This is a genomic window from Streptomyces rubradiris, assembly GCF_016860525.1.
In the GTDB taxonomy this organism is placed as follows: domain Bacteria; phylum Actinomycetota; class Actinomycetes; order Streptomycetales; family Streptomycetaceae; genus Streptomyces; species Streptomyces rubradiris.
This window is the reverse complement of the sequence record NZ_BNEA01000001.1, coordinates 1,669,422-1,684,551: the sequence shown is the minus strand read 5'-3', so window position 1 is coordinate 1,684,551 and position 15,130 is coordinate 1,669,422. Positions and strand designations below refer to the sequence as shown.

Genomic DNA, 15,130 nt, shown 5'->3' with positions numbered 1-15,130 from the left:
TTCTGCGACGACGAGCTCACCGCCGGTTCTACGACGCCGAGGGCGCCCGGAACAATCCGGGCGCCCTCGGCGTGTGCGGGCGGTGGCGCGCGGTGGGCGCGGCGCCGCCGGACACCGCCGTCGTGGTCGATCGCCGTCACGGCGGACAGAAGAGCCGCGTCCGCGCACGGAGGCGGGCGCTCACGTGCCGTACTGCGCCTCGATCTCCGGACGGTACGGCATCGACGCCGAGGCCCCTTCCCGCTGGACGGAGACCGCCGCCGCGGCGGCCGCCCAGGCCAGGGCCTCGCGTACCGGTTTCTCCTCGGCGCGGGCCACCGCGAGCGCGCCGACGAAGGTGTCGCCCGCGCCGGTGGAGTCGACGGCGGTCACCCGGGGCGCGGGGACCACGAGCGGCCCGGCGCCCCGGGTCAGATACAGGCAGCCGGTCGCGCCCAGGGTGACGACCACCTCCGGCACCAGTTCCAGCAGGGCCGCAGCCGCCTCGCGCGGGTCGGTGCGGCCGGTGAGGGTGACCGCCTCGTACTCGTTCGGCACCAACAGGTCGACGGCGTCCAGCAACTCGGACGGCAGCGGCTGGACCGGGGACGGGGTGAGGACCGTACGGACCCCGTGCCGGCGGGCTGCCTGGGCGCCCGCGACGACCGCCGCGAGCGGGATCTCCAGTTGCAGCAGCAGGGCGTCGGCGGTGGCGATCACCCCCTCGTCGCCGGGGGAGAGGTGGTCCACGGTGCCGTTGGCGCCGGGGATGACGACGATCGCGTTGCCGCCCTCGGCGTCCACCACGATGTGCGCGGTGCCGGACGGGCCCTGAACCGTGCGCAGGAAGTCGGTGTCCACGCCGGAGTGTTCGAGGGTGTCGCGCAGCCGCGCACCGTAGGCGTCGGTGCCGACCGCGCCGATCATCGAGACGGTCGCGCCGGCCCGGGCCGCGGCGATCGCCTGGTTGGCGCCCTTGCCGCCGGGCACCGTACGGAACTCCCGCCCCGTCACGGTCTCCCCGCGCCGGGGCGCCTTGTCGACATAGGTGACCAGGTCCATGTTGGTGCTGCCGAGGACCGCGATGTGGGTCATGGGCGGATCGCCTCCAGGTGCGTGAGGTGGGCGAGGGTGTCGAAGCCGCAGCCGTCGAACTCGGCGAGGGCGCTGGCGAGCCGGTTCTTCAGCGGCGCCCGCCAGCGTTCGGGCAGCGCGCCGGGGGACCCGGCGAGGAGCCCGGCGACGCTGCCCGCGGTCGCGCCGGCGGAGGCGGTGGCCCAGCCGCCGGACACGGCACGGCAGACGGAGCCGGCGAAGTCGCCGTCGGCGTGGGTGAGGGCGGCGGCGATCAGCGCGGTGTTGGGGACGGCGTGGGCCCGGTGGTGGGTGGCGGCGTAGCGGGCGTGGAGTTCGTCCACGAGGTCCTCGAAGTCCTCGGTGGTCCGGGCCAGTCGGACGGCGTGGTCGACGGCCGCCGCCAGCCGGGAGCGGGGCGGGATCACCGCCCGGCCGGCCCGCAGGCAGGCGTGGACGTCGTGGGTGCCCCAGGCGGCGGTGGCGATGACGGCGGCGGTGAACATCGCCGCGTAGACGCCGTTGGCGGTGTGGGTGAGGACCGCGTCGCGGTACGCCTGTCCGGCGGCGCCGGCCGGGTCGCCGGGGTTGGTCCAGCCGTGCACGTCGGCGCGGGCCAGCGCGCCCGTCCACTCGCGGAACGGGTTGCGGTGGCGGGCGGTGTGCGGGGGCTCGATGCCGCAGAGCAGATTGCGGTAGGCGACGCGCTCGGCGGTGGTGGTGCGGCCGGGCGGCAGCTCGTCGAGCCAGATCCGGGCGACGTCGTCGGTGCCGAAGTGCCGTCCGTGGCGCCGGAGCAGCAGCAGATTGAGGAGCGGGTGGTCGAGGTCGTCGCCCGCGGGCATGCCGTCGATGTCCTCGGCCAGGCAGCCGGTGGCGCGGCGGGGGTCCCAGGGGAGGGCGGCGAGGAGGTCCTCGGGCACGCCTCGGGCGGTGAAGTAGCCGGTGAGGGGCCGGTTTCCGGCCGCAGCGGCGAGGGCGCGGATGCCGTCGAGGGGGAGGTTTCCGACGGGTCTGCCGAGGAGGCAGCCGATGGCCCGGCCGAGCCAGGCGGCTTCCAGGGCGCGGGGGTCCGGTGCGGTGGCGGACGTCCTGGAGGGCCAGTCGGGGCACAGGGACTCGATGCGGGCCAGGTCGGTCGGCTCGTCCTCGGCGAAGCGGCCGGGCAGGTCGGCGAGTTCGTCCAGCAGGTCCTCCGCCAGCAGGCGAAGGTAGCGGGAGACGCGGTGCGCGGAGGCGCCGGTCCGCTCCGGCGCGTCGGGGCCGCCGGCCGTCCGCCAGCGCGCCTCGACCGCCTTCGGCTCGCGCCCGTCCAGGCGGGCCTGGCGCAGTTCGTGACCCAGCAGGTCCTCCGGCTGGACCCAGGTCAGACGGAGCACGGGCGGCCTCCCGGCGCGGTGGACGCCCGCTCGCGGGCCCGGCCGGCGCCCCGGACGGCGGTCCCGTGGGCGGTCCCGGTGGGTGTCCGGGCGGGGAGTTCCCCGGCGGAGCGCGACCGGGGGGTGCGGCGGGTGGCTGCGGCCGGGGCACCGGTGCGGGTACCGGCGAGCGCGCTCGGAGCCGGGGTGCTGCTTTGCTGTGCTGTGGGCGTCATGCCCCGAATCATCCTCCTGGGCGGCCCAGGTGTGCGGCTTCCGGGAGTCCGGCGCGTTCCGCCGTCCGGGTGCGGGTGCCGGGGCGTGCGGAGGTGCCCCACAGGTGGGCGGCCGGAAGCGGAAACCGCAGGTTAGCGGAGCCTTTCCTTGCTGGCGAAGGGCGAGCCGGCGGCGTAGATTTGGGCTTGTCGAAAAGTAGAACCAGTCCAAAGTTAGCTTTGGCTAAGCTCTCCTGGGGGGCCCGCATGGCCATCATCGAAACCGAGGCGGCGCTGCACGAAGCGCACCGTGACAACCACACCCACCGCGATGTCAACGGGGGATGGCTGCGGCCCGCGGTCTTCGGCGCCATGGACGGCCTGGTCTCCAACCTCGCCCTGATGACCGGCGTGGCCGGCGGCTCCGTGAGCCAGCACACCATTGTCATCACCGGTCTCGCCGGCCTCGCGGCCGGTGCCTTCTCCATGGCGGCCGGGGAGTACACCTCCGTCGCCTCCCAGCGCGAACTGGTCGAGGCGGAACTCGACGTCGAGCGCCGTGAGCTGCGCAAGCACCCGCAGGACGAGGAGGCGGAGCTGGCCGCGCTGTACGCGGCCCGCGGGGTGGAGCCGGAGCTGGCCCGGCAGGTCGCCCGGCAGCTGTCCAGCGATCCCGAGCAGGCCCTGGAGATCCACGCCCGTGAGGAGCTGGGCATCGACCCCGGCGACCTGCCCTCCCCGCTGGTCGCCGCCGTGTCGTCGTTCGGGTCGTTCGCCCTGGGCGCCCTGCTGCCCGTCCTGCCGTACCTGCTCGGCGCGACCGCGCTGTGGCCCGCCGTGCTGCTCGCCCTCGCCGGGCTCTTCGCCTGCGGTGCCGTGGTGGCCAAGGTGACCGCGCGGACCTGGTGGTTCAGCGGACTGCGGCAGCTCGGGCTGGGCGGTGCGGCGGCCGGTGTGACGTACGCCCTGGGCAGTCTGTTCGGAACGGCCGTAGGATAGCCCGACCGGTACCTATGCGATGGGCCGCATAAGTACTCGTTACCAGCTGGTTTCGACTGCTTCGCCGCGGGGCATGAGCCGTAAGCGCTGTGGGCAATGACGCCTGCCGCGCCCCCTCGGGACGGGTGATGACGCCCGCTCCGGCCCCCTCGGGCCGCGCCGGACGCGATCCGACCGATCCTGTCCGTCACGGCCCCCCACAACGTCGCCGTCACCGCACGGCACCCGCCGTCCCGGACGGCACCGCGCCGTCACCACACGGCATCCGCCGCGTTCGCGCGGCACCTCCGCCGCGACCGCGGTGTCCGCATGCTGGAATGAACTATCCGGTTCCCGGGAACCGCTCCATCATGTAACCTGCACGAAATTTTGATCTCATCGCAGATCTCACGCAGAGGGCCAACGTCGTCCCTCGGCACCTGCCACATGCCAGATGACGACGACGGGAGAGCCGATGCGTACGCCGCGCCAGCCGTCCCAGCACTCCACGAACGGCCGGAACTGGTCGTTCATGGATGCTCGCCCTGCTGCGCAGGGTATGTACGACCCCCGCAACGAACACGACGCCTGCGGCGTCGGTTTCGTCGCCACCCTCACCGGCGAGGCCTCCCACACCCTGGTCGAGCAGGCGCTCACCGTCCTGCGCAACCTGGAGCACCGCGGCGCCACCGGCTCCGAGCCGGACTCCGGCGACGGCGCGGGCATCCTCTCCCAGGTGCCCGACGCCTTCCTCCGTGACGTGGCCGGATTCGACCTTCCCGCGGCCGGCTCCTATGCGGTAGGCATCGCCTTCCTGCCGGAGGAGGGGACCGAGGACGCCGTCTCACGTATCGAGACGATCGCCGCCGAGGAGGGCCTGACGGTCCTCGGCTGGCGCGCCGTCCCGGTCGCCCCGGAGCTGCTGGGCGCCACCGCCCGCTCCACCATGCCGGTGTTCCGGCAGATCTTCGTGACCGACAGGGCCAGCGAGGGCATCGTCCTGGACCGCAAGGCGTTCGTGCTGCGCAAGCGCGCCGAGCGCGAGGCCGGGGTCTACTTCCCCTCCCTGTCCGCCCGGACCATCGTCTACAAGGGCATGCTGACCACCGGCCAGCTCGAGCCCTTCTTCCCGGACCTGTCCGACCGCCGGTTCGCCTCCGCGATCGCGCTGGTGCACTCCCGGTTCTCCACCAACACCTTCCCGTCGTGGCCGCTGGCGCACCCGTACCGGTTCATCGCGCACAACGGTGAGATCAACACCGTCAAGGGCAACCGCAACTGGATGGTCGCCCGCGAGTCCCAGCTGGCCTCCGACCTGTTCGGCCCGCAGGAGAAGCTGGACCGCCTCTTCCCGGTCTGCACCCCGGACGCCTCCGACTCCGCCTCCTTCGACGAGGTGCTGGAGCTGCTGCACCTGGGCGGCCGTTCGCTGCCGCACTCCGTGCTGATGATGATCCCGGAGGCGTGGGAGAACCACGTCTCCATGGACCCGGCCCGGCGCGCCTTCTACCAGTACCACTCCACGATGATGGAGCCCTGGGACGGCCCCGCCTGCGTCACCTTCACCGACGGCACCCAGGTCGGTGCCGTGCTCGACCGCAACGGCCTGCGCCCCGGCCGCTACTGGGTCACCGACGACGGCCTCGTCGTCCTCGGCTCCGAGGTCGGCGTCCTGGACATCGACCCGGCCAAGGTCGTCCGCAAGGGCCGCCTCCAGCCCGGCCGGATGTTCCTCGTCGACACCGCCGAGCACCGCATCATCGAGGACGACGAGATCAAGGCGTCCCTCGCCGCCGAGAAGCCCTACGCCGAGTGGCTGGAGGCCGGCGAGATCGAGCTGGGCGACCTGCCCGAGCGCGAGCACATCGTGCACACCCACGCCTCGGTCACCCGCCGCCAGCAGACCTTCGGCTACACCGAGGAAGAGCTGCGCGTCATCCTCGCCCCGATGGCCCGCACCGCCGCCGAGCCGATCGGCTCCATGGGCACGGACTCCCCGATCGCGGCCCTGTCCGAGCGCCCGCGGCTGCTGTTCGACTACTTCACCCAGCTGTTCGCGCAGGTCACCAACCCGCCGCTGGACGCGATCCGCGAGGAGCTGGTCACCTCCCTGCGCAGCCCGCTCGGCCCGCAGGGCAACCTGCTGGAGCCGACCGCCGCCTCCTGCCGCTCCGTCGTGCTGCCCTTCCCGGTGATCGACAACGACGAGCTGGCCAAGCTCATCCACATCAACGCCGACGGCGACATGCCCGGCTTCAAGGCCGCCACGCTCTCCGGCCTGTACCGGGTCTCCGGCGGCGGTGACGCCCTCGCCGCGCGGATCGAGGAGATCTGCGCCGAGGCGGACGCCGCCATCGACAACGGCGCCCGGCTGATCGTCCTGTCCGACCGGCACTCCGACGCCGAGCACGCGCCGATCCCGTCGCTGCTGCTCACCGCGGCCGTCCACCACCACCTCATCCGCACCAAGCAGCGCACCCACGTGGGCCTGCTGGTGGAGGCCGGCGACGTCCGCGAGGTGCACCACGTCGCCCTGCTCATCGGCTACGGCGCCGCCGCCGTCAACCCCTACCTGGCCATGGAGTCGGTGGAGGACCTGCTGCGCGCGGGCACCTTCCTGAACGGCATCGAGCCCGAGCAGGCCATCAAGAACCTGATCTACGCCCTCGGCAAGGGCGTGCTGAAGGTCATGTCCAAGATGGGCATCTCCACCGTCGCCTCCTACCGCGGCGCCCAGGTCTTCGAGGCCGTCGGCCTGGACGAGGGCTTCGTGGCGAAGTACTTCAACGGCACCGCCACCAAGATCGGCGGCGTCGGTATCGACGTCATCGCCCAAGAGGTCGCCGCCCGCCACGCCAAGGCCTACCCGGCCTCCGGCATCGCCCCGGCGCACCGCGCGCTGGAGATCGGCGGCGAGTACCAGTGGCGCCGCGAGGGCGAACCGCACCTGTTCGACCCGGAGACGGTCTTCCGCCTCCAGCACTCCACGCGGACCGGCCGCTACGACATCTTCAAGAAGTACACCTCCCGGGTGAACGAGCAGTCCGAGCGCCTGATGACGCTGCGCGGCCTGTTCGGCTTCAAGTCCGACCGCAAGCCGATCCCGCTGGACGAGGTCGAGCCGGCGAGCGAGATCGTCAAGCGCTTCTCCACCGGCGCCATGTCGTACGGCTCCATCTCCAAGGAGGCGCACGAGACCCTCGCCATCGCCATGAACCAGCTCGGCGGCAAGTCCAACACCGGTGAGGGCGGCGAGGACCCGGAGCGCCTGTACGACCCCGCGCGGCGCAGCGCCATCAAGCAGGTCGCCTCCGGCCGCTTCGGCGTGACGAGCGAGTACCTGGTCAACGCGGACGACATCCAGATCAAGATGGCCCAGGGCGCCAAGCCCGGCGAGGGCGGCCAGCTGCCCGGCCACAAGGTCTACCCGTGGGTCGCCAGGACCCGTCACTCGACGCCGGGTGTGGGGCTCATCTCCCCGCCGCCGCACCACGACATCTACTCCATCGAGGACCTGGCCCAGCTGATCCACGACCTGAAGAACGCGAACCCGCGGGCGCGGATCCACGTGAAGCTGGTCTCCGAGGTCGGCGTCGGCACGGTCGCGGCCGGTGTGTCCAAGGCGCACGCGGACGTCGTGCTGATCTCCGGCCACGACGGCGGCACCGGCGCCTCCCCGCTCACCTCGCTGAAGCACGCGGGCGGCCCCTGGGAGCTGGGCCTGGCCGAGACCCAGCAGACCCTGCTGCTCAACGGCCTGCGCGACCGGATCGTCGTCCAGACCGACGGTCAGCTGAAGACCGGCCGGGACGTGGTCATCGCCGCGCTGCTCGGCGCCGAGGAGTTCGGTTTCGCGACCGCCCCGCTGGTCGTCTCCGGCTGCGTGATGATGCGCGTGTGCCACCTGGACACCTGTCCGGTCGGCATCGCCACCCAGAACCCGGTGTTGCGCGACCGCTTCGCCGGCAAGGCCGAGCACGTGGTGAACTTCTTCACGTTCATCGCCGAGGAGGTCCGCGAGCTGCTGGCCGAGCTGGGCTTCCGCTCCATCGAGGAGGCCGTCGGCCACGCCGAGGTGCTGGACGTCGAGCGCGCGGTGGACCACTGGAAGGCGCAGGGCCTGGACCTGGAGCCGCTGTTCCACGTGCCCGAGCTACCCGAGGGTGCCGTCCGCCACCAGGTGGCCGCCCAGGACCACGGCCTGGAGAAGGCCCTGGACAACGAGCTGATCAAGCTCGCCGCCGACGCCCTGGCCGCGAACGACGCGACCGAGGCCCAGCCGGTGCGCGCCCAGGTCGCCATCCGCAACATCAACCGCACGGTCGGCACCATGCTCGGCCACGAGGTGACGAAGAAGTTCGGCGGCGCGGGCCTGCCCGACGACACCATCGACATCACCTTCACCGGCTCCGCCGGCCAGTCCTTCGGCGCGTTCCTGCCGCGCGGCGTCACGCTGCGCCTGGAGGGCGACGCCAACGACTACGTCGGCAAGGGCCTGTCCGGCGGCCGGATCGTCGTCCGCCCGGACCGGGCCGCCGACCACCTCGCCGAGTACTCGACCATCGCGGGCAACACCATCGCCTACGGCGCCACCGGCGGCGAGCTGTTCCTGCGCGGCCGCACCGGCGAGCGGTTCTGCGTCCGCAACTCCGGCGCGCTGGTCGTCTCCGAGGGCGTGGGCGACCACGGCTGCGAGTACATGACCGGCGGTCACGCGGTCGTCCTCGGCCCGACCGGCCGCAACTTCGCGGCGGGCATGTCCGGCGGCGTCGCCTACGTCGTCGACCTCGACCGCGACAACGTCAACGCCGGCAACGCCGGCGCGATCGAGGCGCTGGACGAGGCGGACAAGCAGTGGCTGCACGACGTGGTGCGCCGGCACGCCGAGGAGACCGGCTCGACCGTCGCGGAGAAGCTGCTGGCCGACTGGGGCACGGCCGTGGAGCGCTTCAGCAAGATCATCCCCAGCACGTACAAGGCAGTGCTCGCCGCCAAGGACGCCGCCGAGCGAGCCGGTCTCTCCGAGACCGAGGTCACCGAGAAGATGATGGAGGCGGCGAGCAATGGCTGACCCGAAGGGCTTCCTGAACCACGGCCGTGAGGTCGCCGAGACCCGCCCCGTCGCCGAGCGGGTCAAGGACTGGAACGAGGTCTACGTCCCCGGCTCCCTGCTGCCGATCATCAGCAAGCAGGCCAGCCGCTGCATGGACTGCGGCATCCCGTTCTGCCACAACGGCTGTCCGCTGGGGAACCTGATCCCCGAGTGGAACGACTACGCCTACCGCGAGGACTGGGCCGCCGCCTCCGAGCGGCTGCACGCCACCAACAACTTCCCGGAGTTCACCGGCCGGCTCTGCCCGGCCCCGTGCGAGTCGGCCTGCGTGCTGGGCATCAACCAGGCGCCGGTCACCATCAAGAACGTCGAGGTCTCGATCATCGACAAGGCGTGGGAGACCGGGGACGTCGCCCCGCAGATCCCCGAGCGCCTGTCCGGCAAGACCGTCGCGGTCATCGGCTCGGGCCCGGCGGGGCTCGCCGCCGCCCAGCAGCTGACCCGGGCCGGCCACACGGTCGCCGTCTACGAGCGCGCGGACCGCGTCGGGGGCCTCCTGCGGTACGGCATCCCCGAGTTCAAGATGGAGAAGCGGCACATCAACCGCCGTATCGAGCAGATGCGCGCGGAGGGCACCCGGTTCCGCACCGGCGTGGAGATCGGCCGCGACATCAAGGCGACCGACCTGAAGAAGCGCTACGACGCGATCGTGATCGCCGCCGGTGCCACGACCGCCCGCGACCTTCCCGTCCCCGGCCGGGAGCTGAAGGGCGTCTACCAGGCCATGGAGTACCTGCCCCTGGCCAACAAGGTGCAGGAGGGCGACTACGTGGTGCCGCCCGTCTCCGCCGAGGGCAAGCACGTCGTCGTCATCGGCGGCGGCGACACCGGCGCGGACTGCGTCGGCACCGCCCACCGGCAGGGCGCGGCCTCCGTCACCCAGCTGGAGATCATGCCCCGCCCGAACGACGAGCGGAACCCGGTCGCCCAGCCCTGGCCGACCTTCCCGATGCTCTACAAGGTCACCTCGGCCCACGAGGAGGGCGGCGAGCGGGTCTACTCCGTCTCCACCACCCACTTCGAGGGCGACGAGGACGGCAACGTCCAGTGGCTGCATCTCACCGAGGTGGAGTTCATCGACGGCAGGCTGACCCCGAAGCCGGGCACCGAGCGGAAGATCCCGGCCCAGCTGGTGACCCTCGCCATGGGCTTCACCGGCACCGACCGGGAGAACGGCCTGGTCGAGCAGTTTGGTCTAGACCTCGACGAACGGGGTAACATCGCCCGCGACGCCGACTTCCAGACCAACGTGCCGGGTGTGTTCGTCGCCGGTGACGCCGGCCGCGGCCAGTCCCTCATCGTCTGGGCGATCGCGGAGGGCCGCTCGGCCGCCCGCGGAGTCGACCGCTACCTGACCGGGGCCAGCGACCTGCCGGCCCCGATCCGCCCGACGGACCGCGCCCTGGCGGTCTGACGCGCGACACACCGGGCCCCGGGGACCTCCCGGGGCCCGCACAGACGTTACGTACAAAGGCGTACGGAACACTGACGGCGCCTGCCCGCCTGTCCCCGACCGGACACTGGGCAGGCGTCGTTGCATGTGCCCGACCGGGCGTCACCCGCCCGCGTCGATCCGCTCGAACTGCTCCTCGGTGAGGGTGAGCCCGAGCGCGGCGACGTTCTCCGCCAGGTGCGCGGGGGAGGAGGTGCCGGGGATCGGGACGATGTTCGGCGCGCGGTGCAGCAGCCAGGCCAGGGCGGTCTGCGCGCGGGTCGCGCCGAGTTCCGCGGCGACGGCGGCGAGCGGCCCGCCGTCGGCCGCGTGCGCGCCCATGGCGACCGGGAAGTACGGCAGGAAGGCGATGCCGGCCTCGGCGGTGTGGTCGATCACCGGGTCATGGCCGCGGGTGGCCAGGTTGTACACGTTCTGCACACTGGCGATCGGCGCGATGGCCGAGGCGGCGGTCAGCTCCGCCACCGAGACCTCCGACAGCCCGATGTGCCGTACCTTGCCCTCCTCCTGGAGCTGCTTGAGGGCGCCGATCTGGTCCGCGAGCGGATAGTCCGGGTCGATGCGGTGCAGCTGGAACAGGTCGATGCGGTCGGTGCGCAGTCGGCGCAGGCTCAGCTCGGCCTGCTGTCGCAGGTACGCCGGGTGCCCGTGGGTGATCCACTCCGTCGGGCTGGGCCGCAGCACACCCGCCTTGGTGGCGATCACGACGCCGTCGCGGTAGGGGTGCAGCGCCTCGGCCAGCAACTCCTCGTTGGAGCCCAGCGCGTAGGCGTCGGCGGTGTCGAACAGGGTCACGCCCAGCTCGGCGGCCCGGCGCAGCAGCCGTACGGCGTCGGCGCGGTCGGTGGGGGCGGTCCAGATGGGCGCGGTCATGCCGGACCGCTCGTGCGGGGCGTTCGCCAGGCGCATCGCGCCGTAGCCGATCCGCCGGACCTCCAGGTCGCCACCGATGCGGAATACAGTCGGGTTCGTCATGGCTGTGACGCTAGGAGCTGACATGGATGTGAGCTTCAAGCGGATGTGAGGGGGTTCACAGTGAGGATCGGGGAGCTGGCCCGTACGACCGGCGTGAGCGTCCGGCTGCTGCGGTACTACGAGGAGCAGGGGCTGCTCGTCGCCGGCCGCACCCCCGGCGGGCAGCGCGTGTACGACGACGGCGCCCCCCGGACCGTACGCCGGATCCGCGCCCTCCTGGACGCCGGACTGCCCACCCGGGTCATCCGCGAGGTCCTGGACTGCGTGTGCGGCAGCGAGGCCGAGGTCGAGCCGTGCCTGACCCCGGTGCTGGTCGAGCAGTTGCAGGGCATCGAGGAACGCATCGCCCGCCTGGAGGGCTCCCGCGCCTCGCTGACCCGGCTGCTGACCACGACCGCCTAGAGCCCTTGGGCGAGCACCAGGTCCCGGCACTCCTCGGGCGTGCCCCACGCCGAGCGCAGCGCCCGGGCCTTGGTCAGCCACAGGGACAGGTCGTACTCCGCCGTGTACCCGATCGCGCCGTGCAGGTGCAGCGCCGTCCGCGCCGTCGTGTACGCCGCCTCGCCCGCGGCCAGTTTCGCGGCGGCCACCTCCGCCGGGCGCAGGGACACCGCCGCGCCGAACACCAGGGGGCGGGCGAACTCCAGGGCGGTCTTCGCGTCGGCCAGGCGGTGCTTGACGGCCTGGAAGGAGCCGACGGGCACGCCGAACTGGGTGCGGCGCCGCACGTGGTCCACCGTCCGGTCGAGCAGCGCCAGCCCCACGCCGAGGGCCTGCGCGGCGGTGGCCAGCCGGGTCCACAGCAGCGCCCGGTCGTACGGCGCGGCGGCGCGCAGGAGTTCACCGGCGGGGGCGAGCCGGGTCAGCCGGCGGGCCGGGTCCAGGGAACGGCGCGCCGGGCCGGGCGGCGCCGTGGACAGATACAGGCCCTCGGCCGCCGGGCGCAGCCGCACCGAGGCCGCGTCGCCGTCGACGGCCCAGCCCCCGGGCGCCGCCACCGTCGCCAGCTCCGTCCCGGCCGCCAGCTCGGGCAGGAAGCGCCGCGCCGACGCCGATCCGGCGAGGAGCACGGCCGCCCCGACCGTCTCGGCCAGCGGACCGGGCACCGCGTGCCGGCCCAGCTCCACGAAGGCCACCGCCAGGTCCACCGGATGCGGCCCCGCCCCGCCGTACTCCTCCGCCACCGCGAGCCCGAACACCCCCGCCCCGGCGATCCGCGACCACAGCGCGCGCCCGCGCGCGTGGTCGCCGCGGGCCCAGTCCCGGGCCACCGCCGGGGTGCCGGCGGCGGTCAGCAGCGCGTGCAGCGAACCGGCGAACGCCCGCTGCCCGGCGTCGGGGTGGAAGCGCATCAGCGGCGTCCCTTCGGCAGGCCGAGCAGCCGCTCGGCGACGATGTCCCGCTGGATCTCGTTCGTGCCCGCGTAGACCGGCCCGGCCAGCGCGAAGACGTACCCCTCGGCCCAGGCGCCGTCGGCGAGCTCGCCCTCCGGGCCCAGCAGATCCAGCGCCGTCTCGTGCAGCGCCAGGTCCAGCTCGGACCAGAACACCTTGTTCATGCTGGACTCCGGCCCGAGCCGGGCGCCCTCCAGCAGGCGGGAGACGGCGGCGTAGGCGAACAGCTGGTAGGCGCGCGCCCGGACCAGGGCGTCGGCGACCCGGGCCCGGGCGTGCGCGGGCGAGCCCTGGGCCCGCCACAGCTCCCGCAGCCGCGCGGCGGCGGCCAGGAAGCGGCCCGGGGAGCGCAGGGTGATCCCGCGCTCGTCGCCCGCCGTGGACATCGCGATCCGCCAGCCCTGCCCCGGCTCGCCGATCACGTCCTCGTCCGGGACGAACACCCCGTCCAGGAAGACCTCCGCGAACGCCGGTCTGCCGTCCAGCCTGCCGATCGGACGGACCGTCACCCCGGGGGCCCGGAGGTCGAACATCAGATACGTGAGCCCCTGGTGCGGCTCAGGCGCCGCCGGGTCGCTGCGGAACAGGCCGAAGGCCCGGTCGGCGAACGCGGCCCGCGAGGACCAGGTCTTCTGCCCGGCCAGCAGCCAGCCGCCGTCCGTCCGCACCGCCCGGGAGGTCAGCGCGGCCAGGTCCGAGCCCGCCTCCGGCTCCGACCAGGCCTGCGCCCACACCACCTCGCCGGTGGCCATCGGCGGCAGCACCCGCGCGCGCTGCTCCTCGGTGCCGTACGCGAACAGCGTCGGCGCGAGCAGGCTGATCCCGTTCTGCCCCACCCGGCCAGGCGCCCCCGCCGCCCAGTACTCCTCCTCGAACACCAGCCACCGCAGCAGCCCGGCGTCCCGCCCGCCGTACCGCTCCGGCCACGACACCACCGACCAGCGGTCCGCGGCCAGTTCGGCCTCCCAGGCGCGGTGGGCCGCGAAACCCTCCGCCGTCTCCAGGGACGGAAGCGGGGTGCGCGGCACATGCGCCGCCAGCCACGCCCGGGCCTCGGCGCGGAACTCCTCGTCCACCGTGGAGAGCGACAGGTCCACCGCCGTCACCACCCTTCCCTAACAAGTGTTTGGTAGGTTAGCGTGGCCCTATGACAGGCGTCGAGAGCCCGGCCTACGTCCCCGGGCACGGACTGCTCCGCGGCCGCACCGCCGTCGTCACCGCCGCGGCCGGCACCGGCATCGGCGCGGCCACCGCCCGCCGCTTCCTGGAAGAGGGCGCACGGGTGCTGATCAGCGACGCCCACCCGCGCCGCCTCAAGGAGCACGAGCGGGAACTGGGCCGGGAGTTCCCCGGCGCGGTCACCGCGACGCCCTGCGACGTCACCGACGACGCCCAGGTGCGGGCGCTGTTCGAGACGGCCACGGCCGCGCACGGCCGGCTGGACGTCGTCGTCAACAACGCCGGACTCGGCGGCACCTCCGCCCTCGCCGACATGACCGACGAGGAGTGGTCCCGCGTCCTGGACGTCACCCTCGGCGGCACCTTCCGCTGCACCCGCGCCGCCCTGCGCGCGATGCGCCGGGCCGGCGGCGGAGTCATCGTCAACAACGCCTCCGTCCTCGGCTGGCGCGCCCAGGCCGGACAGGCCCACTACGCCGCCGCCAAGGCCGGGGTGATGGCGCTGACCCGGTGCGCGGCCGTCGAGGCCGCCGCGTTCGGCGTCCGGGTCAACGCGGTCGCGCCCAGCCTCGCCCTCCACCCCCACCTGGAGAAGGTCACCACCCCCGGCCTGCTCGCCGAGCTGACCGAACGGGAGGCATTCGGCCGGCCCGCCCGGACCTGGGAGGTGGCCAACGTGATCGTCTTCCTCGCCTCCGGCTACTCCTCCTACATGACCGGCGAGGTCGTCGCCGTCAGCAGCCAGCACGCCTGACGGCCGGAGCAGATCACAATGGGTGCGTGCCGACCAAGAAAAAACCCCAGGTGACCGCGGCAGCGGCCCGGCGCGGCGAGCTCCTCAGCACCGCTGCCGAGGTCTTCGCCGAGCACGGCTACAACGCCACCACCGTCCGCCGGATCGCCGACCACGCCGGAATCCTCGCGGGCAGCCTCTACTACCACTTCGACTCCAAGGAGTCGATGCTCGAGGAGATCCTGCGGACCTTCCTCGACGAGCTGTGGGACGGCTACGACACCGTCCTCGCCTCCGAGCTGGGGCCCCGCGAGACCCTCGAAGCCCTGGTCACCGAGTCCTTCCGGGAGATCGACCGGCACCGCGCCGCCGTCGCGATCTACCAGAAGGAGAGCCGGCAGCTCGTCGCCCAGGACCGGTTCGCCTTCCTCGCCGAGTCCCAGCGCCGGTTCGAGAAGGCATGGCTCAGCACGCTCGAACGCGGGGTCGCCGAGCGGGTCTTCCGCGCGGACCTCGACATCCGGCTCACCTACCGGTTCGTCCGGGACACCGTGTGGGTCGCCGCCTCCTGGTACCGGCCCGGCGGCAAGCACAGCCCCGAGGAGATCGCCCGCCAGTACCTGTCGATGGTGCTGGACGGGATCGCCGTACGCGAATAGCCCCTTTCCCGTAGGGAGTT

At 73.1% G+C, this 15,130-nt stretch carries 12 protein-coding genes; 6 read left to right on the top strand and 6 right to left on the bottom strand.

Features of this window, described 5'->3' with window-relative positions; all coding sequences use genetic code 11:
- Positions 1–180: 180 nt before the first annotated feature.
- Genes rbsK through Srubr_RS07775 form a run of 3 tightly spaced genes read right to left on the bottom strand, consistent with a single transcriptional unit; the run spans position 181 to position 2,647 of the window.
- The gene (rbsK, locus tag Srubr_RS07785; RefSeq protein ID WP_189996634.1) at positions 181–1,074 is read right to left on the bottom strand and encodes a ribokinase; all 894 of its coding nucleotides are present in this window, start codon (positions 1,072–1,074) and stop codon (positions 181–183) included.
- A complete protein-coding gene (locus Srubr_RS07780) occupies positions 1,071–2,432 on the bottom strand; it encodes an ADP-ribosylglycohydrolase family protein (RefSeq protein ID WP_189996635.1) in 1,362 nt (453 codons plus the stop codon). The genes rbsK and Srubr_RS07780 overlap by 4 nt, the downstream gene beginning before the upstream one ends.
- Positions 2,420–2,647 (bottom strand): hypothetical protein, encoded by a 228-nt coding sequence (locus Srubr_RS07775; protein WP_203854917.1) that lies wholly within the window; start codon positions 2,645–2,647, stop codon positions 2,420–2,422. The genes Srubr_RS07780 and Srubr_RS07775 overlap by 13 nt, the downstream gene beginning before the upstream one ends.
- A 246-nt stretch (positions 2,648–2,893) precedes the next feature.
- On the opposite strand from Srubr_RS07775, the gene Srubr_RS07770 reads away from it, so the two are divergent.
- The 3 genes from Srubr_RS07770 to Srubr_RS07760 all read left to right on the top strand — a co-directional run bounded on the left by Srubr_RS07770 (position 2,894) and on the right by Srubr_RS07760 (position 10,131).
- Positions 2,894–3,625 carry a VIT1/CCC1 transporter family protein gene (locus tag Srubr_RS07770; protein ID WP_189996636.1) on the top strand — a complete coding sequence of 244 codons (732 nt, stop codon included), beginning with the start codon at positions 2,894–2,896 and terminating at the stop codon, positions 3,623–3,625.
- Between the two features lie 538 nt (positions 3,626–4,163).
- Positions 4,164–8,675 (top strand): glutamate synthase large subunit, encoded by a 4,512-nt coding sequence (gene gltB, locus Srubr_RS07765; RefSeq protein ID WP_189996729.1) that lies wholly within the window; start codon positions 4,164–4,166, stop codon positions 8,673–8,675.
- Positions 8,668–10,131 carry a glutamate synthase subunit beta gene (locus Srubr_RS07760; protein ID WP_189996637.1) on the top strand — a complete coding sequence of 488 codons (1,464 nt, stop codon included), beginning with the start codon at positions 8,668–8,670 and terminating at the stop codon, positions 10,129–10,131. The genes gltB and Srubr_RS07760 overlap by 8 nt, the downstream gene beginning before the upstream one ends.
- 141 nt (positions 10,132–10,272) lie before the next feature.
- Here the strand turns inward: Srubr_RS07760 and Srubr_RS07755 are convergent, their stop codons facing one another.
- Positions 10,273–11,145: an aldo/keto reductase gene (locus tag Srubr_RS07755; protein ID WP_189996638.1), complete on the bottom strand. Its 873-nt coding sequence runs from the start codon at positions 11,143–11,145 to the stop codon at positions 10,273–10,275.
- A 60-nt stretch (positions 11,146–11,205) separates the two neighbouring features.
- Between Srubr_RS07755 and Srubr_RS07750 the strand changes: the two genes are divergently transcribed.
- Positions 11,206–11,547 (top strand): MerR family transcriptional regulator, encoded by a 342-nt coding sequence (locus Srubr_RS07750; RefSeq protein WP_189996639.1) that lies wholly within the window; start codon positions 11,206–11,208, stop codon positions 11,545–11,547.
- On the opposite strand, the gene Srubr_RS07745 is transcribed toward Srubr_RS07750, so the two are convergent.
- Positions 11,544–12,497, bottom strand: coding sequence for an acyl-CoA dehydrogenase family protein (locus tag Srubr_RS07745; protein WP_189996640.1), 954 nt, complete (start codon positions 12,495–12,497; stop codon positions 11,544–11,546). The genes Srubr_RS07750 and Srubr_RS07745 overlap by 4 nt on opposite strands.
- Entirely contained in the window at positions 12,497–13,636 is a 1,140-nt protein-coding gene (locus Srubr_RS07740; protein WP_189996730.1) for an acyl-CoA dehydrogenase family protein, read from the bottom strand. Before Srubr_RS07740 ends, Srubr_RS07745 begins: the two co-directional genes overlap by 1 nt.
- A 50-nt stretch (positions 13,637–13,686) precedes the next feature.
- Here Srubr_RS07740 and Srubr_RS07735 point away from each other — a divergent pair, with 50 nt between their 5' ends.
- Together Srubr_RS07735 and Srubr_RS07730 are read left to right on the top strand one after the other, a co-directional pair.
- Complete coding sequence (locus tag Srubr_RS07735; RefSeq protein WP_189996641.1) at positions 13,687–14,472, top strand: SDR family oxidoreductase; 786 nt, start codon at positions 13,687–13,689, stop codon at positions 14,470–14,472.
- Between the two features lie 26 nt (positions 14,473–14,498).
- Positions 14,499–15,110, top strand: coding sequence for a TetR/AcrR family transcriptional regulator (locus Srubr_RS07730; protein WP_189996642.1), 612 nt, complete (start codon positions 14,499–14,501; stop codon positions 15,108–15,110).
- Positions 15,111–15,130: the final 20 nt, after the last annotated feature.

Excerpts from the sequence above, each read along its gene's own strand:
- Srubr_RS07755 (WP_189996638.1), bottom strand. The coding sequence starts at position 11,145 with ATGACGAACCCGACTGTATTCCGCATCGGTGGCGACCTGGAGGTCCGG.
- gltB (WP_189996729.1), top strand. The coding sequence starts at position 4,164 with ATGTACGACCCCCGCAACGAACACGACGCCTGCGGCGTCGGTTTCGTC.
- Srubr_RS07760 (WP_189996637.1), top strand. The coding sequence starts at position 8,668 with ATGGCTGACCCGAAGGGCTTCCTGAACCACGGCCGTGAGGTCGCCGAG.
- rbsK (WP_189996634.1), bottom strand. The coding sequence starts at position 1,074 with ATGACCCACATCGCGGTCCTCGGCAGCACCAACATGGACCTGGTCACC.
- Srubr_RS07745 (WP_189996640.1), bottom strand. The coding sequence starts at position 12,497 with ATGCGCTTCCACCCCGACGCCGGGCAGCGGGCGTTCGCCGGTTCGCTG.
- Srubr_RS07775 (WP_203854917.1), bottom strand. The coding sequence starts at position 2,647 with ATGACGCCCACAGCACAGCAAAGCAGCACCCCGGCTCCGAGCGCGCTC.
- Srubr_RS07735 (WP_189996641.1), top strand. The coding sequence starts at position 13,687 with ATGACAGGCGTCGAGAGCCCGGCCTACGTCCCCGGGCACGGACTGCTC.
- Srubr_RS07770 (WP_189996636.1), top strand. The coding sequence starts at position 2,894 with ATGGCCATCATCGAAACCGAGGCGGCGCTGCACGAAGCGCACCGTGAC.